Raw genomic sequence first — 19482 nt, forward strand, 5'->3', positions numbered from 1 at the left:
GCGTGAATGCAGGGCCATCAGACGCCTGGCCCTGCACCGGAATGGCACCGGCCACCTCGCGGGCGCCGGTGCGGATACATCAGGCGGCGACGATGTCACGATCTTGCCCGGCACGATGATGATCTTGCGCACCGTCAGGCCTTCCAGGAACTTGGCCGCGTTGGGCTCGGCCAGCGCCAGTGCCTCCACCTGCTCGCGCGCGGCGTCGGCCGCCACGTCGATGGTGCCACGCAGCTTGCCGTTGACCTGCACCGCCAGGGTCAGCGCGTCGCGCACCAGCGCACTGGCATCGGCCTGCGGGAACGGCTGGTCTTCCAGCAGCGTCTCCGCGTGACCCAGCACCTGCCACAGGGCGTGGCTGGCATGCGGGGTGATCGGGTTCAGCAGCAGCACGATGGCCTGCAGCGCTTCCTGGCGCACCGCACGGCCCTGCTCACTGCCGTCCTCGAACTTGGCCAGTGCGTTCATCAACTCCATCACCGCAGCGATCGCGGTGTTGAAGCTGTGGCGGCGGCCGTAGTCGTCACCGACCTTGCCGATGGTTTCGTGGGTCTTGCGGCGCAGCGCCTTCTGGTTGGCGTCCAGTGCTGCAACATCCAGCGCCGGGGCGGCGCCGTCGGCGGCATGCTTCTGCACCTGGGCCCAGAGGCGGCGCAGGAAGCGGGCCATCCGTCCACGCCGGCCTCGTTCCACTCCAGCGACTGCTCCGGCGGCGCGGCGAACATCGAGAACAGGCGCACGGTGTCGGCGCCGTACTTGCCGACCATCGCCTGCGGGTCCACGCCGTTGTTCTTCGACTTGGACATCTTCTCGGTGCCACCGACCACCACCGGCTGGCCGTCGGCGATCAGGGTGGCGCCGGTGATGCGGCCGCGCTCGTCGCGCTGCACTTCCACATCGGCCGGATTGATCCAGTCCTTCGAGCCGTCCGGGTTCGGGCGGTAATAGGTTTCGGCGATCACCATGCCCTGGCACAGCAGGTTGCGCGCCGGTTCGTTGCTGTCCACCATCCGCGCGTCGCGCAGCAGCTTGTGGTAGAAGCGGAAATACATCAGGTGCAGGATCGCGTGCTCGATGCCACCGATGTACTGGTCCACCGGCAGCCAGTAGTTGCCGCGCTTGTCGACAGCGTCACGGGCACCCGGCGAGGTGTAGCGGGCGTAATACCAGCTCGACTCCATGAAGGTGTCGAAGGTATCGGTCTCGCGCTCGGCCGCACCGCCGCAGTCCGGGCAGGTGGTCTTGCGCCATTCCGGGTCGATCTTGATCGGCGAACCGGTACCCGAGAACGCCACGTCCTCCGGCAGCACCACCGGCAGTTGTTCTTCCGGCACCGGCACCGCGCCGCACTTGGCGCAGTAGATCACCGGAATCGGGCAGCCCCAGTAGCGCTGGCGGCTCACGCCCCAGTCGCGCAGGCGGTAGTTGACGCGGCGCTGGCCCTGGGCCTTGCGCTCGAAGCGTTCGGCCAGCGCTTCGAACGCGCCCTGGAAGTCCAGGCCGTCGAATTCGGCCGAGTTGACCAGCTCGAAGGCACGGCTCTTGTCGTACCAGTCAGTCCCCAGCGGCTGCCGTCCCAGGTGCGCTCTTCGTCGGTGCGCGGATCCTTCAGCGCGATGACCTGCTTGATCGGCAGCCCGTACTTGTTGGCCACTTCATTGTCGCGCTGGTCATGGCCCGGCACCGCCATCACCGCGCCGGTGCCGTAGCCCATCAGCACGAAGTTGGCGACCCACACCGGGACCGGCTCGCCGGTCACCGGGTGCAGCGCGCGCAGGCCGGTATCCATGCCGCGCTTTTCCTGGGTTTCCAGCTCGGCTTCGGACACCCCCTGCTTCAGGTCGACCAGCAGCGCGGCCAGTTCCGGATTGTTCTTCGCCGCGTGCAGCGCCAGCGGTTCGGCGGCAATCGACACGAAGGTCACGCCCATCACCGTGTCCGGGCGGGTGGTGAACACACGCAGCGGGTCCAGCGCGCTGCCGTCGACATCGCGCACGTCGAACTGGATCTCCAGGCCTTCGGAACGGCCGATCCAGTTACGCTGCATGGTCTTTACCGATTCCGGCCAGCCGTCCAGCTCGTCCAGGCCATCCAGCAGCTCCTGGGCATAGTCGGTGATGATGCGGAACCACTGCGGGATCTCGCGCTTCTCGACCAGGGCACCCGAGCGCCAGCCGCGGCCGTCGATGACCTGCTCGTTGGCCAGCACGGTCTGGTCGACCGGGTCCCAGTTCACCACCGCATTGCGGCGATAGGCCAGGCCCTTGCGCATCAGGCGGGTGAACATGCGCTGCTCGTGGACGTAATAATCCGGGCGGCAGGTGGCGAACTCGCGCGACCAGTCGATGGCGTAGCCCAGCGACTTCAGCTGGCTGCGCATGTGGTCGATGTTCTTGTAGGTCCACGCCGCTGGCGCGGTCTTGTTCTTGATCGCGGCGTTTTCCGCCGGCAGGCCGAACGCGTCCCAGCCCATCGGCTGCAGCACGTTGTGGCCGGTCATGCGCTTGTAGCGGCTGATCACGTCGCCAATCGTGTAATTGCGCACGTGGCCCATGTGCAGCGCACCGGACGGGTACGGAAGCATCGACAGGCAGTAGTACTTCGGCTTGTCCGAAGTCTCGTCGACCTCGAAGGCACGGGTAGCGTCCCAGTATTGCTGGGCGGCGGATTCAACCTGCTGCGGGTCGTAGGCGTTGGTTTCAGCGCTGGTCATGGAACACGCGGATGCGGCGGCAAAGCGGTACAGCGTACCGCAGTGCGGCAAACGTCTCCAATCCTGCCCGCCGGAGGCAGGCGCCGCGACGCCCCGGGAGGCGTCTCAGCGTGGGCGCGACAGCGGCAGGGCCGCCCCCAGCCAGACTGCCCAGCACGCAAACGCCAGCCGTTGTGCCAGCGGCGCCGGCAGTACGCCCTGCGGGGCAAACGCGGCCAGCGCGGCCAGCATGCCGCAGCCCAGCGCCAGTACGCCCAGCGCGCGGCCATGCACCTGGCGCAGACCGGATACGGCCAGCAGCAGGGTTCCGGCGACAAAACCCAGCACCCAGATCATCCAGGCGCTGGCATGCAGTTGGCTGGCCGGCCCGTGCAGGTCATCCACATCCAGCGGCAGCAACCCCATCGCGGCGAAGCCAACCCGGCCAGCCAGCAGCATCTGGCTGCCCACCCGTGGCGCCCAGCCGGCGGTTGCCGGCAGCCCGCGGCGCAGGCACTCGGCCACGATCGCCGCCAGCAGGCCCGGCAGCACGAAGCCCAGCAGATTGAAGGCCAGCGCATGCGGCACCCCCTGCGCGCCCAGCAGTGCCACCGGATGACGGGCTTGTGCGTAGCCGTCCAGGCCGGCGCCGAAACCGATCACTGCCAGTACAAACAGCAGCGCGGCGACCAGGCCAGGCAGGCGCAGCAACGGGGACAGGGACGACATGCAGACTCCGGAAAGTACGGCGAGAGGAAGACTGCATTGTCAGGCATTTACCACAACCCGGGTTGAGACCGGCATCGATCGTCACCATAGAATCGGACTCCAGACGCCAAACGATGCCTCCCCCATGACCGAGACGACCTACGTATTCGACGCCACCACTGCGACCTTCGAGGCCGAAGTCCTGCAGAAGTCGCTGCAGACGCCGGTGCTGGTCGACTTCTGGGCCACCTGGTGCGGGCCGTGCAAGACCCTGGGCCCAATGCTGGAAAAACTGGCCGCCGAGTACAACGGCGCCTTCGAACTGGCCAAGGTCGATGTCGACAAGGAACAGCAGATCGCAGCGGCCTTCCAGATCCGCTCGGTGCCGACCGTGTTCCTGGTCAAGGGCGGCCAGCTGGTGGATGGCTTCCCGGGCGCGATTCCGGAAGGCCAGCTGCGTGAGTTCCTGGCCCAGCACGGCATCGTGCCGGCCGATGTCGGCGACGCCGCGCCCGAAGATGACGCCCCGCTGGACCCGCAGGCGCAGGTCGATGTGCTGCGTGCCCAGATCGCCGCCGAGCCGGACAAGGACGAGCTGAAGCTCGACCTGGCCCTGGCCCTGCTGCAGATCGGTGGCGTGGACGAAGCCGGCACCCTGATCGACGGCCTGCCCGCCAATCTGGCCACCGACGACCGCGCCGTGCGTGCCCGCGCCCGCCTGGCCTTCGCCTTCGCCGCCGCGCTGAAGGATGCCCCGGCCGCTGAAGTGCTGGACGCCCGCATCGCCGCCGATGGCAAGGACCTCAAGGCCCGCCATCTGCGCGGCGTGCAACTGTTGCTCGGGGGCCATGACGAAGCTGCGTTGGCCCAGTTCCTGGAAATGCTGCGGATCGACCGCACGTTCGAGGAAGGGCTGCCGCGCAAGGCCCTGATCGACGCCTTCAATGTGATCTCCGACGAGGACCTGGTCGGCCAGTACCGTCGCCGGATGGCCTCGCTGCTGTTCTGAACGGGAGCCGTCCTCGTTCAGAATCCCTGCACTGAACGCGGGCAATAATGCACTGGATGGCGGCCGTGCGGCCGCCACGATCCGTTCGGGGGATGAGGTCGGGGCCATGGGGTCTTGCAGCTGCGCCCCCGCATTGCCGGGATTGCAAACTGTGACCTTCGTCCGCTCGCTGTCGTTCGCCATGCGCTTCCAGGGCGCTGCTGCTCTGCGCTCTTCTCTTCCTGCCGGCCATTGCCGCGGCCGACTGGAACTACCGGGTCCGTCCCGGCGATACCCTGTGGGACCTGGGTGGCCTGTATCTCAAGCCCTCGGTACGCTGGCAGCAGCTGCAACAGCACAACCGCATCGACAACCCCTACCAGCTGCCGCCGGGGCAGCTGCTGCGCTTCCCGATCAGCTGGCTGCGCATCGAACCAGCCCCCGCCCGCGTGCTGTCGGTAAGGGGCAAGGTCGAACTGTCCGGCGCCGATGGCAGCGCCACGCGCGCGCTACTGGCCGGGGAACAGCTTCGCATCGGTGACACGGTGCAGACCGAGGGCGACTCCAGCGTCACGCTTGAATTCGCCGACGCTTCCCGCCTGCAGCTGCGCGAGCATTCCCGGCTGCGCCTGGACCAGCTCAGCCGTTACGGCCACACCGGCATGGTCGATACCCGCGTGCGCCTCCAGCAGGGCCGCGCCAGCAACCGGGTGACGCCTGCCCGTGGCCCCGCCTCGCGCTACATCATCGATGCACCTACGGCGACCAGCAGCGTACGCGGTACCGTATTCCGGGTCAGCGCCGGTGACGCCGGCCATGTGGCTGCCACCGAAGTGCTGCAGGGCAAGGTGCAGGTCGGCAACATCCACGGCAAGCGCCTGGTCCAGCCTGGACAGGCCAGCCTCAGCAGCAGCGCCGATACGGCGCCGGATGCTGTCTCCGCCCTTCTTCCAGCACCGCAGCTGCGCAGCGACGGCATGCGCCTGGCGCCCTTGCCGGCCCTCCTCGCCTGGGACCCCGTCGACGGCGCCGCCCGCTACCGCGTTGAAGTGGTGCTGTCGGCAACGCCGGAAATCCTGCTGTTTGCCGCCACCACCACCGATACCCGGCTGGCGATCGGCGACCTGCCCCCGGCCAGTTGCGCATCCTGTTGCGCGCCGTGGATGCGCAGGGTGTGGAAGGCCTCGACGCCAGCGCCGATTTCGAACTCGGCGACCAGCCCCGCCGCCACTGACGGTGGCCCCGCTGCACGGGCAGACCATCAACAGCGACCGACCGCGCTTCCGTTGGAGCCAGGCGCCCGGTGCGCGCAGCAGCGTGCTGCAGATTGCCGCCGAGCCGAACTTCGAGCAACCGCTGCAGGAACAAAGCACCCCGGGCACCGACCTGCGCCTGGCGCAGCCGCTGCCGCCCGGCCAGTACTTCTGGCGGGTGGCCTCGCGCGATGGCAACGGCCACCAGGGCCGCTATGGCCAGGCCCTGCCCTTGCAACTGAGCAATGAACCGGTCGACCCGGCCCTGCAGCCGCCGCCTGAGGCCACGCGTGGCGAACTGACCCTCCGCTGGCAGGCCGGCAGCGAAGGCCAGCGGTACCGGGTGCAGGTGGACCGTCGAGGCGACTTCCGGGCCCCCTGGTCGACCAGACCGTAAGCGAGCCGCAGGTCAGCTTCAAGCAGCCGTGGAGCGGCACCCTGCATGTGCGCGTGCAGTACATCGACGACGACGGGCATGCGGGCGAGTACTCGCCGGCCCAGCAGATCAAGCTGCCTTGCCGTCTGTGCTACGGCGCTGGTGGCGGCGCCCTGCTGCTGTTGCTGTTGTTATGAGGCGCTCGCCGCTGCCGTGGTCGAAGCGGATTCTGCTGGCACTGCTGGCCGGCGTGCTGACGGTGATCGCCAGCCACGGCCAGTGGCTGTGGCGCCGGACGAAGCCGCCTATGACGCCATGGTTGGAAATTGGGAGTACCGCCCCGACCCCAGCGTGCTGATCGTGGCCATCGACGAGGGCAGCCTGCAGCGCATCGGCCAATGGCCCTGGCCCCGTTCGGTCCATGCGCGCCTGCTGGACCGGCTGACCGACGCCGGTGCCGAGCGCATCGCACTGGACCTGATGCTGTCTGAGCCGGATCGACGCGACAGCCAGCAGGACGATGAACTGGCCACAGCGATCCGCCGCAGTGGCCGGGTGGTGCTGCCAGTGCTGGCGGCGCCGGCCGCCGGCGACCGCATGGCCGAGGAAATGCTGCCGATTCCGCAGATCGCGAGCAGTGCTGCGGCAATCGGCCATACCGATGTGGAAGTGGACGGCGATGGCGTCGCGCGCGGTGTGTATCTGCATGCGGGCATCGGCAAGGCCCATTGGCCGGCATTGGGCCTGGCGCTGGCCGACCTGCCGCCGGGCACGGTGCACGGCCTGCCCGATCCCGATCCGCAGATCGGTTCGCCCTATCAGTGGCGACGCGACGACTACGTGCGCGTGCGCTATGCGGGGCCGCCCGAGCGCCTGCCGCAGGTGTCCTATGCCGACGTACTTGATGGTCACGTGGACACGGCGATGCTGCATGGCCGCCGCATCGTGGTGGGCATGACGGCCAGCGGCATCGCACCGCGGCTGTTGACCCCGACCACCCGCGAGTACTGGATGAGCGGCAGCGAATACCAGGCCAACATCGCGTCGATGCTGCTGCAGCACAAGCAGATCGATCTGCTGCCACGCCTCTGGCAGCACGCCATCAGCGGCGTGCTGGCCGCGTTGTGCGTGCTCCTGCTCGGCCTCGCCTGCCATGGCTTGCCGCACTGTGCTCGCTGCCGCTTCCACCGCTGCTGAGCTGGTTGCTGTTGCGTGCCGGTGACCTGTGGTGGGCACCGGCAAGCGCAATGCTGGGCATCCTGCTGGTGTTGCTGTCCTGGGCGATCTGGCGGATCTCGGCCTGGCACCGCCAGGCCAACCGTGATGCGCTGACCGGCCTCGGCAATCGCCTGCGTTTCGAGCAGTCACTGCAGCAGGAATGCGATGCCGCGCGCCGCAGTGGCAGGTCCTTGAGCCTGGCACTGATCGACGTCGACCATTTCAAGCGCCACAACGACCGCCACGGGCATCAGGTCGGCGACCGCGTGCTGCGCGATGTTGCACGGCTGATCGGTGCGCATGCACGGCGCCCACGCGACATGGCCGCGCGCTACGGTGGCGATGAGTTCGCACTGGTGCTTCCGGATACCCCGGCCGAAGGCGCACGCCAGGTCGTCGAGGACCTGATCGCCTGCGTGCGTGTACTGCCGGCCCCCGGTGATGGCAGCGACGGTGCCGTCACCCTCACCATCGGCGTGTTCACCCGCGTGCCTGACGGCACGCTGCAACCGCATCATTTCGTCGAAGGCGCCGACGCCGCGTTGTACCAGGCCAAGGCCAACGGCCGCGACGGGTATGTGATCGACGACAAGGCGTGACCCTCGCCGCCGCCGGGGTGCAACATACGCATGCGAATGGCTAGACTGGGCGCCTCGCCCTGCGTCCCCGCACCCGCACCCGCATGAACGCTCACCTGTTCCGCTTCGGTATCAATCTCTGGCCACCGTTCCTGTTCACCGGCATCCATGTCACCCGCATCACGCCGGACTACCGGCAGATAGATGTCGAGCTGCGCCTGCGGCCATGGAACCGCAACTACGTCGGCACGCACTTTGGCGGCAGCCTGTTCGCGATGACCGATCCATTCTGGATGCTGGGCCTGCTGCACATCCTCGGGCGCGACTACTACGTGTGGGACCGAGCAGGCGCCATCGACTTCCCCGGCCCGCCGCGGCACCGTACGCACGTCATTCCGCATCGACGACGCGCTGCTGGATGAACTGCGCACGGAAGCAGCCAGTGGTGAGAAGGTGCTGCGCTGGTTCAGCAACGACGTGGTCGATGAGAGCGGCGAAGTGGTCGCCCAGGTGCGCAAGCAGGTCTACCTGCGGTTGAAGCCACACGCTGAGCGAGCGCGCCTCAATCGCGCGCCAAGGCAGCCGAAGCTGGCTCCGCCTGCAGCGGTACCGTCAGCCACGGGTTCTCATCAGCGCTGCGCGCTGGAGAGCGCCGCGGCACCTGCAGATGGTGGCCATCTGCGGACAGCTGCGGCGACCGCACCGGCGAGCGGAACTGCGCAGGCAACCGCTGCAGCGCCTCAGCCGGGTCTTGCGCCTGCTGCCGCAACCAGCGCTGGGCGCCAAGCAGGCGCAGCATCGCCGCCGCGTCCTGGGACCGTGACGAATACGCAGGATAGACGGGCGCGGCAATCTCGGTCAGCACGCACCCCATCACATTGGACAGGCAACCGAAATCCCGCTGCGGCGGCGCTTGTAACGGCAGCGGCCGATCGGCCTCCAGCGCGGCCGTGGCGGCTGCGCCACAGGCCCAGCCAAGATTGCCGGCCACGCGCGCCAACGTGCTGCTCCGATCCAGCACCAGGACGCCACCAAATTCCCGGGCCGAGGACTCGATCGCCGCCCGGCTCATCGCGTACTCGCCCTGCATCGCACGGCACAGGCTCTGTTCCTCGGCCCGCAACGGCTGCATGGCCTGTTCGCACTCGGCCGGCAGGGGGTGGTCGGCAGGCAGTTCAACCAGCATGTCGGCCAGCAGCTGGGCATTGGCCTGCACCAGGCTGGCACCGATGATGCTCTCGACCAGATAACTGCTGCCGGGCACCAGCCGCCGGCCCAGCTGCAGGCCACGGCAGGCACCACGCAGGGCACCGTCAATGTCACCCTGCACATAGGCCAGCGCGCGTGCACTGGTGGCGTCCATCATCACGCCATAGGCCGGCAACGGGACCAGAATGCCCTCGCCCTTCGGCGGGAACGGCGACGCGAAGTAGTCGGCGTCGGCCAGCTGATCCAGCCGCGCATGCAACTGCTGGTGCCCGGCGTGGGCCTCCACGAAGCGTTGCGGGTCCGCGCGGACCTGGGCGAGACAGCTGGCGCTGGCGGCCGGCCCGCAACTGGCCCCGGGCCGCGAGTGCAGCTCGGCATGGTTGGCTACCAGGTGTGTCCGGCCGCTGCTTCCGCCATGTGCATCGGCTTCCCAGCGCCGTACATCCTCGGCCAGCGCCTGCTCGCGCTGCTGGGCATCCAGATCGTCGAACGGCAGCGTCCACAACAGTGCATATCCATTGCGGCCGCTCACCGGCAGGCGTGCTTCCAGTCGCTGCTGCGCCTGCAGGCGCGATTCGGGCACCGGCCACATGCGCGAGGCGCACCACACCACGATGGCCAGCACCAGCAGGCCTGCCAGGGTCCAGCCCAGTCCGCGCAGAATCTTCAACACAGCTTCCCTTCCATGTGCCGTTGCCGCAGTCGATTCCCCAGCGTAATCGACCGGCCGTGACCGCTACAATGCGCGCATGTCGCTCGAAGCCCCCGCCCTGGTCCCCCGCCCCTCCCTGCAGCGCCTGTTCCTGACCGGCCTGCTGACCCTGCTGCCGATCTGGCTGACCTGGGTCGTGGTCAAGTTCGTGTTCGTGCTGCTGTCGGGTATTTCCAGCCCGCTGGTGGTGCCGCTGTCCGAACAGATCGCAACCAGCTTCCCGCACTATCTGGGCTGGGTCCGCGCCGAGTGGATCCAGGACACCATCGCCCTGCTGGCGACCCTGCTGGTGATCCTGGCGGTGGGCGTGGCCAGCCGCCGCGTGCTTGGCCAGCGCCTGCTGCGCTGGGTCGGCGCGGTCATCAAGCGCATCCCCTTGGCCAGCATCATCTACGACAGTGCCAAGAAGCTGCTGGACATGCTGCAGACCGAGCCGGGCAGCACCCAGCGCGTGGTGCTGATCGACTTCCCGCACCGCGACATGAAATCGGTCGGCCTGGTCACCCGCGTGATCAAGGAACACGGCACCGACCGTGAGCTGGCCGCGGTGTACGTGCCCACCACGCCGAACCCGACCTCGGGCTACCTGGAAATCGTGCCGGTGGAACTGCTGACCCCGACCGACTGGACCGTCGACCAGGCCATGAGCTTCATCATTTCCGGCGGAGCCGTGGCGCCGTCCAGCGTGCCGTTCACCCGCGCCGGCGAACGCACCGGCGAACGCACCGGCGAACGCACCGAATGACCCCGGCGCCGATCGAGCGCCCGCTGCAGGACCGCGCGGTCCTGTTGTTCATCGTGCTGGCCGCGTTCTTCTGCGGCAATGCGGTGCTGGCCGAGCTGATCGGGGTGAAGATCTTCGCGCTGGAAGACACCCTCGGCATCGCTCCACTGAACTGGAACCTGTTCGGCCAGACCGGCTCGCTCAGCTTCACCGCCGGCACCCTGCTGTGGCCGGTGGTGTTCATCATGACCGACACCATCAACGAGTTCTTCGGCAAGCGCGGCGTGCGCTTCATCTCGTGGCTGGCGGTGGTGCTGATCGGCTACGGCTTCCTGTTCGCCTTCGCCGCCATTTCACTGGCGCCGGCCAGTTGGTGGGTCACGTCGATGGATGGCCACGGCGTGCCCGATTACCAGGCCGCGTTCGCAGCGGTGTTCGGCCAGGGCATGTGGACCATCGCCGGTTCGCTGGTGGCCTTCCTGCTGGGCCAGCTGATCGACGTGGCCGTGTTCCATCGCATCCGCCAGGCGACCGGTGAGCGCCACGTGTGGCTGCGTGCGACTGGATCGACCGCGATCTCGCAGGTGGTGGACAGCTTCGTGGTGATCTGGATCGCCTTCGTGCTGGGCCCGCAACACTGGCCGACCTCGCTGTTCCTGGCGGTCAGCAGCGTCAACTACATCTACAAGATGGGTTTTGCGATCGCACTGATTCCGTTGCTGTACCTGATGCGGCGTGCCATCACCGCTATCTGGGGGCCGAGCGGGCCGCATCGTTGCGGGCTGCCGCTGCGGCTGACTGAAGCCCCAGCAGCGGAAAGCTGACTGCGCCCTCACGCTGGCCGTACGCGGCCGGATCGTGCAAGCTCCACGGTCTGTGTTCCACGGAAGCTCCTGATGCCGCATCCCACCCGCGTCCTGGCCGTCGCCATCGCCGCGTTGTTCCTGTTCAGCGCCGTGCCGTCGGCCGAAGCAGCGAAGAAGAAGGCCAGCCGCCCTGCCGCCGCGCAGACCCGCCAGGCTGCCAAGCCCAAGGCCAGGCCCGCCCGCGCCACCGCGCCGGCGCGTGGCAGCTCGGCGCGCCGCGCCGCGCCCCGCCCGGTCGCCCCGGCCCGGGCCGTACCCAAGCAGGTGCAGCTGGAGCGCCTGTACGATGAATACTGGGATGCCTCGATGCGGTTGAACCCGCTGCAGGCCACGTTCCAGGGGGAATCGCGCTACAACGACCAGCTGCCCAACATCCTGTCTGTCCGCCGCCTGGCGCCAGCAGTCGCACGACTTCACCACGCAGTGGCTGGGCAAGGTCGAAAAACTCGGCAGTGACGGCCTGCAGGGCCAGGACCTGCTCAGCTACGAGATCTTCGTGCGCGACGCGCGCCTCACTGGTCGCCGAACGCTACCCGAGCTGGATGATGCCGATCAGCCAGTACTACAACATCGGCAGCATCATGGCGATCCTCGGCTCCGGTGCGGGCGCGCAGCCATTCAACACCGTGCAGGACTACGACACCTGGTCACGCCGTTCGCTGGGCATTCCCGAGCTGTTCGACCAGGCCATCGACAACATGCGCCAGGGCATGAAGGCCGGCGTGGTGCAACCACGCGACCTGATGGAAAAAGTGCTGCCGCAGCTGGATGCGGTGATCAAGCCGACCGCCGAGGAGAGCATTTTCTGGTCGCCGATCCGCACCATGCCCAACACCATCGGGGCGGAGGACAAGGCGCGCATCAGCGCCGAGTACAAGCGCATGATCGAGCTGCGCATCATGCCGGCCTACCGCGCCCTGCGCGGCTTCATCGCCACCGAATACCTGCCGGCCACGCGCACCAGCAGCGGCCTGGGCGCGCTGCCCGATGGCCAGGCCTGGTACGCCAGCCTGATCGTGCAGACCACCGCCAGCGACCAGAACGCCGCGCAACTGCACGCGCTGGGCGAGCAACGCGTGCAGGAGCTGCAGGCGCAGATTGCCACCGTGATGAAGGATGCCAAGCTGCGCGGCACGCCGACCAAGCTGCTGCGCAGCATGCGCAACGACCGCCAGTTCCAGTACGGTGACGCCAACGCATTGATCAACCGCTACCGCCAGGTGCAGCAGCAGGTCAACGCACGCCTGCCGCAGGTGCTCGATACGCTGCCGAAGTCCGCACTGGACGTCCGTGCGGTGGAACCGGAGCGTGCGCTCACCGCCGCGGCAGCGGCCTATCAGCCGTCCGCAGCCGGACAACCGGCCGTGTTGTACGTGAACACCCGCGACCTGCCCAGCCGCAAGCGCTGGAACCCGGTGCAGTACCTGCATGAAGCGATTCCCGGCCCACGTGCAGCTGGGCCTGCAGCAGGAACTGGCCAAGCTGCCACGCTTCCGCCGCCTCGGTGGCGATCTCGCCTTCGTCGAAGGCTGGGGCCTGTATGCCGAAACGCTGGGTGAGAACCTGGGCATCTACACCGATCCCTACGACCGCATCGGCTACCTGTATTCGCGCCTGCTGCGCGCCGCCCGCGTAGTGGCCGACACCGGCGTGAACGCACAGGGTTGGAGCAAGCAGCAGGCCGTCACCTACCTGCAGAAGACCGTGGACATGAGCAGCGACGACGCCAACGCCGAAGTCGAGCGGATCATGGCCCAGCCCGGCCAGGCGCTGTCCAACGTGGCGGGCCTGACCACCATCGTCGCTCTGCGCGACAAGGCCAAGGAACGCCAGGGCGCCGCCTTTGACCTGCGCCGTTTCCACGCCGAACTGCTGAAGGACGGCTCCATGCCGCTGGACGTGCTGGGCCGCAAGATGGAACGCTGGATGGCGCAGCCCGCCAGCGCCACACCAGCCCTTCACCCTGACCCCTCCGGAGCCGCCATGCGCCCTGCCGTCGCCCTGTTCGCCGTCGTGCTGGGCCTGCTGCCAGTGGCGGGCTCCGCCGCGCCGGTGCTGACCCCACCGGATGCGGGCATCGACGGCCTGATGCAGGCCTACGATGGCCGGGTGCCCGGCGCCGCCGTGCTGGTGCTGCATGACGGGCAGCCGGTGTTCCGCCGTGGCTACGGCCTGGCAGTGGTGGAGGACGGTACTGCGGTCACTGCCGCCAGCAACTTCCGGCTGGCCTCGGTCAGCAAGCAGTTCACCGCTGCGGCGGTGCTGCTGCTGGTGGAGGATGGACGGCTGCGGTTGAATCAGCCTGCACGACAGTGGCTGCCCGAACTGCCGCCGGCTGCAGCGGCCATCACGATCCGCCAACTGCTCTCGCACACCAGCGGCCTGCTCGATTACGAAGACCTGATGGACCCGGCTGACACGCGGCAGGTGCATGACGCCGACGTGCTGACCCTGCTGTCGCGCGAGGACCGCCTGAATTTCGCACCCGGCACGCAGTACCGCTACAGCAACAGCGGCTACGCGCTGCTGGCCCTGATCGTCGGCCGCGCGTCCGGCCAGGATTTCGCCGCCTTCCTGCAGCAGCGCATCTTCCGCCCACTGGGCATGGCGCATACCGTGGCCCACCAGGACGGCGTGGACACGGTCGCCGCGCGCGCCTATGGCTACAGCCGGATCGACGGCCGCTGGCAGCGCACCGACCAGAGCACCACCAGCGCCGTGCTCGGCGATGGCGGCATCTATTCCTCGCTGGACGATCTCGCCCGCTGGGACGCCGCGCTGCATGACGACCGGCTGCTGTCGAAGGCTTCGCGCCGCGCGATGTTCAGCCCGGCCACGGCCACATCGGAACCGGACGTGCCGCATTACGGTTTCGGCTGGCGCCTGAACGGCCCGGTGCAATGGCACAGCGGCGAGAGCATCGGCTTCCGCAACGTGATCGTGCGCCACCCGGAAAAGCACCTGACCGTGATCGTGCTGACCAACCGCAACGATCCCGAACCGTACCCGCTGGCGCAGAAGATCGCCCAGCGCTGGCTGGACACTCTGCAATGAACACCGGTTCCGACGCCCTGCTGGGCATCCACCACGCCGCACTGATCTGCAGCGACTACGCACGCTCGAAGGACTTCTACGTGCGCATCCTCGGCCTGCGCGTGCTGGCCGAGAACCACCGCCGCGCGCGCGCTCTCCTGGAAGCTGGACCTGGCCCTGCCCGACGGCGGCCAGCTGGAGCTGTTCTCCTTCCCCTCACCACCACCGCGCCCCAGCCGCCCCGAAGCCCAGGGCCTGCGCCACCTCGCGTTCCGGGTGGCTGCACTGGAACCCTTCATCCAGCGCCTGGCCGCGCATGGCGTCGCCTGCGAACCGATCCGCATGGACGAATACACCGGCCGCCGCTTCACCTTCTTCGCCGATCCGGATGGCCTGCCGCTGGAGCTGTACGAAGTCGGTTGAGCGTTTTTCAATCGTGATTCATCCATGCATGGCATGGATCTACGTGTCGACCAAGGTCGACGCCCACCAAGAGCAGGTCGTTCCATTCCGGCAGATCGCAGGAATCTGTCAGAGGTGGGGCGGTGTGGATGGGCAGGACCGTTGGCGCCATGGATGGCGCCATCGAGCCCCCATGGATGGGTTTACGGCGTGTCCTGCCCACCCACACCGCCCCGCCATCCCACGGATAGCTCGCTGTTGCGCTTGCTTCGGCTGTTGCCGTTGCCTCTGCGGGTGCAGGGCGCAGCCCTGCAAAGCCCCCCTTCCCCATACCCCGCCGAATGGGTATACAGTCGACCCATGCCGGCACCGTGCCGGAATGAACCCTGGGAGGGGACCATGCGCAACACCTTCAAGACCCTGCTGCTGGCATTGCCGCTGTGCCTGGCCGCGCTCTCGGCGCAGGCCGCCGATGGCGCCGCCGGCCGCTGGAAGACCATCGACGACAAGACCGGCAAGGTGAAGTCGATCGTCGAGATCACCCAGGCCCCCAACGGCACGCTGACCGGCAAGGTGGTCGACATCCTGCACTCGGACAAGGGCCCGAACCCGGTCTGTGACGGCTGTGAAGGCGCCAACAGGAACAAGCCGGTGAAGGGCATGACCATCCTCTGGAACCTGAAGGCCGACGGCGCCAACAAGTGGTCCGGCGGCACCATCCTCGATCCGGCCAATGGCAAGACCTACAAGTCGAAGATGGAATTGCAGCCCGGCGGCACCCGGCTGGACGTGTCCGGCTGCATCGCCTTCATCTGCCGCGCGCAGACCTGGCAGCGCGAATAAGCGCCTTGGCCCCCGCTTAAACCCCGTGACCCGGCCCCGGCCGGGTCACCTCGTTGCGGGCATGCGATACTCTGCGGTTCCCCTCGGCTTCACCCCGCGACCATGACCCGTACCGCGCTCGTCACCACCGCCCTGCCCTACGCCAACGGCCCGCTGCACCTGGGCCACCTGGTCGGCTACATCCAGGCCGACATCTGGGTGCGTGCGCGGCGAATGAGCGGCGGCAAGGCCTGGTTCGTCTGCGCCGACGACACCCACGGCACGCCGATCATGCTGGCCGCGGAAAAGGCCGGGGTCACCCCGGAAACTTTCATCGCCAACATCCAGGCCAGCCACGAACGTGACTTCGCCGCCTTCGGCGTGGCCTTCGACCACTACGACTCAACCAATTCGGCGGCCAACAAGGCGCTGACCGAGCAGTTCTACCTGAAGCTGGAAGCGGCCGGTCACATCAGCCGCCGTTCGGTGGCGCAGTTCTACGACCCGGCCAAAGGCATGTTCCTGCCCGACCGCTACGTCAAGGGCATCTGCCCGAACTGCGGCAGCCCCGACCAGTACGGCGACAACTGCGAAGTGTGCGGCGCCACCTATGCGCCGACCGACCTGAAGGAACCGCGTTCGGTGATCTCCGGTGCCACGCCGGAAATGCGCGATTCGGAGCACTTCTTCTTCGAGGTGGGCCACTTCGACGCGTTCCTGCGCGAATGGTTGGCCGGCGACGTCGCCCTGCCAGGCGTGAAGGCCAAGCTCGGTGAGTGGCTCAATGCCGAAGGTGGCCTGCGCGCGTGGGACATCTCGCGCGATGCACCGTACTTCGGTTTCCAGATTCCCGGCCAGCCGGGCAAGTACTTCTACGTCTGGCTGGACGCGCCGATCGGCTACCTGTCCAGCTTCCAGACCCTGTGCGGCAGGATCGGCGAGGACTTCGAAGCGCATCTGCGCGCCGGTACCGCCACCGAGCTGCACCACTTCATCGGCAAGGACATCGTCAACTTCCACGGCCTGTTCTGGCCGGCGGTGCTGCACGGTACCGGCCACCGCGCGCCGACCCGCCTGCACGTCAACGGCTACCTGACCGTGGACGGCGCCAAGATGAGCAAGTCGCGCGGCACCTTCGTGATGGCCCGTACCTTCCTCGATGCCGGCCTGGAGCCGGAAGCGCTGCGCTACTACTACGCCGCCAAGTCCGGCGGTGGCGTCGACGATCTCGACCTGAACCTGGGCGACTTCATCGCCCGCGTCAACGCCGACCTGGTCGGCAAGTTCGTCAACCTGGCCAGCCGCTGCGCCGGCTTCATCAGCAAGCGCTTCGACGGCCAGCTGGCCGCGCAGCTGCCCGACGCGGCGCAGTACCAGCGCTTCGTCGATGGGCTGGCGCCGATCCGTGAAGCCTACGAGCGCAACGACCCGGCTGCGGCGATCCGCTTGACCATGACCCTGGCCGACGAAGCCAACCGCTACATCGACGACGTCAAGCCATGGGTCATCGCCAAGCAGGAAGGCGCCGACGCGCAGCTGCAGGCCGTGTGCAGCCAGGGCCTGAACCTGTTCCGCGTGCTCGTCACCGCACTGAAGCCGGTGCTGCCGGCCACCGCCGCGCAGGCCGAGGCCTTCCTGGCCGCGCCGGTGAACGACTGGACCGAGCTGGCGCAGCCGCTGCTGGATCACCGCATCGCCGACTACACCCCGCTGTTCACCCGTATCGACCCGAAGAAGATTGACGCCATGATCGACGCCTCCAAGGACACCCTGCAGCCGGCCGCTGCCGCCGCCCCCGCCGCCAGGACCGAAGCGGTCAAGCCGGCCGCCCCGGCCAAGGACGAAGCAAAGAGCGCCGATGCTCCGGCCTACATCGGCATCGACGATTTCGCCAAGCTCGACCTGCGCATCGGCAAGGTGCTGGTGTGCGAGTTCGTGGAAGGCTCGGACAAGCTGCTGCGCTTCGAACTGGACGCAGGTGAACTGGGCAAGCGCCAGATCTTCTCCGGCATTCGTGGCAGCTACGGCGAGCCGGAGCAGCTGGTGGGCCGCAACGTGGTGTTCATCGCCAACCTGGCCCCGCGCAAGATGCGCTTCGGCCTGAGCGAAGGCATGATCCTGTCGGCCGGTTTCGACGGTGGCGCGCTGGCGCTGCTGGACGCCGACAGCGGCGCGCAGCCGGGCATGCCGGTGCGCTGATGCCTGCAGCGGGCGCGGCCACCGCCGCGCCCGCCGGCAGCACCGGCCACGGGGCACGCGATGGGAGGCAACGGAATGGAACTGGCGCTGTTCGACTTCGACCACACCGTGACCACCTGCGATACCTATGGCCGCTTCCTGCGCCGCGTGGCCACCGCCGAACAGCTGGCGCAGGCGTGGTGGAAGGTCGGCCCGTGGCTGGCCGCGTACAGGCTGAAACTGATCTCGGCCGAACGCATCCGCGCACGCGTCACCCGTTTGACCTTCAGTGACCGCCACAGCGATGACATCGCCACGCTGGCGGCCGGCTTCTCGCGTGAGTTCCTGCCCGACGTGGTACGCCCGGAAATGCTGGAGCAGATCCGCTGGCACAAGGAACAGCAGCACACCGTGGTGATCGTGTCCGGTTCGCTGGACCTGTACCTGCGGCCATGGTGCGAGCAGCTGGGCCTGCAGTTGATCTGCAACCGGCTGGAGAGCCAGGACGGCCGCCTCACAGGCCGTTATGCCGGTGGCGACTGTGGCCCGCGCAAGGTTGAGCACATCCGTCGCCAGTTCGACCTGTCGCGCTACGTGCGCATCCATGCCTACGGTGACAGTTCCGAAGACAAGCCGATGCTGGCCCTGGCCCACGAGCGCTGGTTCCGTGGCAAACCCCTGAAATGACCCCAACGCGCAGCCTTCGCCACGCATGAGCCTGATCCCGCCCCTGACCGAACGCCTCGACCGCCTGCTGCCGCAGACCCAATGCGGGCAATGCGGCTACGACGGTTGCCGCCCGTATGCGCAGGCGATGGCGCGCGGCGAGGCAGGCGTGGACCGCTGCCCGCCGGGCGGAGATACCGGCGCGCGCGCACTGGCGCAGGTGCTCGGAGTACCTGCCATTCCCTTCGATCGATCGCGCGGCGAGCACAAGGCGCCGCAGGTGGCGCTGATCGTGGAAGCCGACTGCATCGGCTGCACCAAGTGCATCCAGGCCTGCCCGGTGGACGCCATCGTCGGCGGCGCCAAGTACATGCACACGGTCATCGCCGACCTGTGCACCGGCTGCGAGCTGTGCATCCCGCCATGCCCGGTGGACTGCATCGAGCTGGTGCCAGCGTAGCCAACGGACCAACCGGCAGTGAAGCGGCGGGGTAGAGTCGACTGTTAGTCGACTGCTCTTCGTTCCGGCGGCGCAAAACCGCGCGCTGCGCGCGATAGTCGGCCAACAGTCGACTCTACCCCCTCCCTGGTGGGAGGTGACCTTGCCTGCCGTTACGGTACTGCCGCCGTCACCACGATCTCGACCTTCCAGTCGGCGTGGGCCAGCTTGGCCTCGACCGTGGCACGTGCCGGGGTCGCGCCTTCAACCACCCATTCGTCCCATGCCTTGTTCATGCCGTCGAAGTCGGCCATGTCGGCCAGGAAGATCTCCGCACGCAGCACGTGCTGGCGGTCACTGGCGACCAGCGCCAGCAGCTTGTCGATCTCCGCCAGCACCTGCCGGGTCTGGCCGGTGATGTCCTGGCTGGTGTCCTCCGGAATCTGGCCGGAGAGGTAGGCGACCTTGTTGTATACGGTCATTTCGGACATGCGCGGTCCGACGTCGTAACGCTCCATCATGGGCATGGCTCCTGCGGTTGATCAGGCCTGCATTGTCCTCCAAACCGGTCGACGGTGGGTGCACGGGTGCCCTCCGCGATACGTCATTACCGGGCTC

At 67.8% G+C, this 19482-nt stretch carries 13 protein-coding genes and 7 pseudogenes; 15 read left to right on the top strand and 5 right to left on the bottom strand.

The features are described 5' to 3' along the window. Positions 1-96: 96 nt before the first annotated feature. Positions 97-2713: pseudogene (gene leuS, locus ROV95_RS08100) on the bottom strand (leucine--tRNA ligase); the annotation flags it as partial. Positions 2714-2818: 105 nt separating this feature from the next. Beyond that, positions 2819-3421, bottom strand: a complete 603-nt coding sequence (locus ROV95_RS08105; protein WP_312543910.1) for a DUF998 domain-containing protein — start codon at positions 3419-3421, stop codon at positions 2819-2821. Positions 3422-3545: 124 nt separating this feature from the next. Between ROV95_RS08105 and trxA the strand changes: the two genes are divergently transcribed. Both trxA and ROV95_RS08115 read left to right on the top strand, forming a co-directional pair. Beyond that, positions 3546-4409 carry a thioredoxin gene (gene trxA, locus ROV95_RS08110; protein ID WP_312543912.1) on the top strand — a complete coding sequence of 288 codons (864 nt, stop codon included), beginning with the start codon at positions 3546-3548 and terminating at the stop codon, positions 4407-4409. Between the two features lie 293 nt (positions 4410-4702). Beyond that, positions 4703-5182, top strand: a pseudogene (locus ROV95_RS08115) (FecR domain-containing protein); the annotation flags it as partial. Between the two features lie 242 nt (positions 5183-5424). On the opposite strand, the gene ROV95_RS08120 reads toward ROV95_RS08115, so the two are convergent. After that, entirely contained in the window at positions 5425-5619 is a 195-nt protein-coding gene (locus tag ROV95_RS08120; protein ID WP_312543914.1) for a hypothetical protein, read from the bottom strand. 5 nt (positions 5620-5624) lie between these two features. On the opposite strand from ROV95_RS08120, the gene ROV95_RS08125 reads away from it, so the two are divergent. The 4 genes and pseudogenes from ROV95_RS08125 to ROV95_RS08140 form a co-directional block, all read left to right on the top strand. Continuing rightward, positions 5625-6038, top strand: a complete 414-nt coding sequence (locus ROV95_RS08125) for a hypothetical protein (protein ID WP_312543916.1) — start codon at positions 5625-5627, stop codon at positions 6036-6038. 53 nt (positions 6039-6091) lie between these two features. Then, positions 6092-6214, top strand: a complete 123-nt coding sequence (locus ROV95_RS08130; RefSeq protein WP_312543917.1) for a hypothetical protein — start codon at positions 6092-6094, stop codon at positions 6212-6214. Next, a pseudogene (locus tag ROV95_RS08135) lies at positions 6211-7834 on the top strand (CHASE2 domain-containing protein). Before ROV95_RS08130 ends, ROV95_RS08135 begins: the two are co-directional and overlap by 4 nt. Before the next feature lie 83 nt (positions 7835-7917). Next, positions 7918-8356 (top strand): annotated as a pseudogene (locus ROV95_RS08140) (DUF4442 domain-containing protein); the annotation flags it as partial. 19 nt (positions 8357-8375) lie between these two features. Here ROV95_RS08140 and ROV95_RS08145 read toward each other — a convergent pair. Then, the gene (locus tag ROV95_RS08145; protein ID WP_312543918.1) at positions 8376-9695 is read right to left on the bottom strand and encodes a hypothetical protein; all 1320 of its coding nucleotides are present in this window, start codon (positions 9693-9695) and stop codon (positions 8376-8378) included. A gap of 76 nt (positions 9696-9771) precedes the next feature. Between ROV95_RS08145 and ROV95_RS08150 the strand changes: the two genes are divergently transcribed. From ROV95_RS08150 to rnfB, 9 genes and pseudogenes are all read left to right on the top strand, one after another. Then, entirely contained in the window at positions 9772-10479 is a 708-nt protein-coding gene (locus tag ROV95_RS08150) for a DUF502 domain-containing protein (RefSeq protein ID WP_197651462.1), read from the top strand. After that, positions 10476-11260: pseudogene (locus tag ROV95_RS08155) on the top strand (queuosine precursor transporter). Before ROV95_RS08150 ends, ROV95_RS08155 begins: the two are co-directional and overlap by 4 nt. 94 nt (positions 11261-11354) lie before the next feature. Beyond that, positions 11355-13256: pseudogene (locus ROV95_RS08160) on the top strand (DUF885 family protein); the annotation flags it as partial. 51 nt (positions 13257-13307) lie between these two features. Next, positions 13308-14378, top strand: coding sequence for a serine hydrolase domain-containing protein (locus ROV95_RS08165; protein ID WP_312544140.1), 1071 nt, complete (start codon positions 13308-13310; stop codon positions 14376-14378). Further along, positions 14375-14780, top strand: a pseudogene (locus tag ROV95_RS08170) (VOC family protein). Before ROV95_RS08165 ends, ROV95_RS08170 begins: the two are co-directional and overlap by 4 nt. Before the next feature lie 378 nt (positions 14781-15158). After that, positions 15159-15602, top strand: coding sequence for a DUF2147 domain-containing protein (locus tag ROV95_RS08175; protein WP_262212106.1), 444 nt, complete (start codon positions 15159-15161; stop codon positions 15600-15602). 102 nt (positions 15603-15704) lie between these two features. Next, positions 15705-17780 (top strand): methionine--tRNA ligase, encoded by a 2076-nt coding sequence (gene metG, locus ROV95_RS08180; RefSeq protein ID WP_312543922.1) that lies wholly within the window; start codon positions 15705-15707, stop codon positions 17778-17780. A gap of 75 nt (positions 17781-17855) precedes the next feature. Then, positions 17856-18446 (top strand): HAD family hydrolase, encoded by a 591-nt coding sequence (locus ROV95_RS08185; protein ID WP_005418147.1) that lies wholly within the window; start codon positions 17856-17858, stop codon positions 18444-18446. A gap of 25 nt (positions 18447-18471) precedes the next feature. Further along, a complete protein-coding gene (rnfB, locus tag ROV95_RS08190; protein ID WP_134732212.1) occupies positions 18472-18885 on the top strand; it encodes an Rnf electron transport complex subunit RnfB in 414 nt (137 codons plus the stop codon). A 152-nt stretch (positions 18886-19037) separates the two neighbouring features. Here rnfB and ROV95_RS08195 read toward each other — a convergent pair whose 3' ends face one another. Then, a complete protein-coding gene (locus ROV95_RS08195; protein WP_019662128.1) occupies positions 19038-19385 on the bottom strand; it encodes a RidA family protein in 348 nt (115 codons plus the stop codon). Between the last annotated feature and the right edge of the window lie 97 nt (positions 19386-19482).

Origin of the sequence: Stenotrophomonas maltophilia group sp. msm1 (genome assembly GCF_032025805.1) — a bacterium.
GTDB classification, from domain to species: Bacteria; Pseudomonadota; Gammaproteobacteria; order Xanthomonadales; family Xanthomonadaceae; genus Stenotrophomonas; species Stenotrophomonas hibiscicola.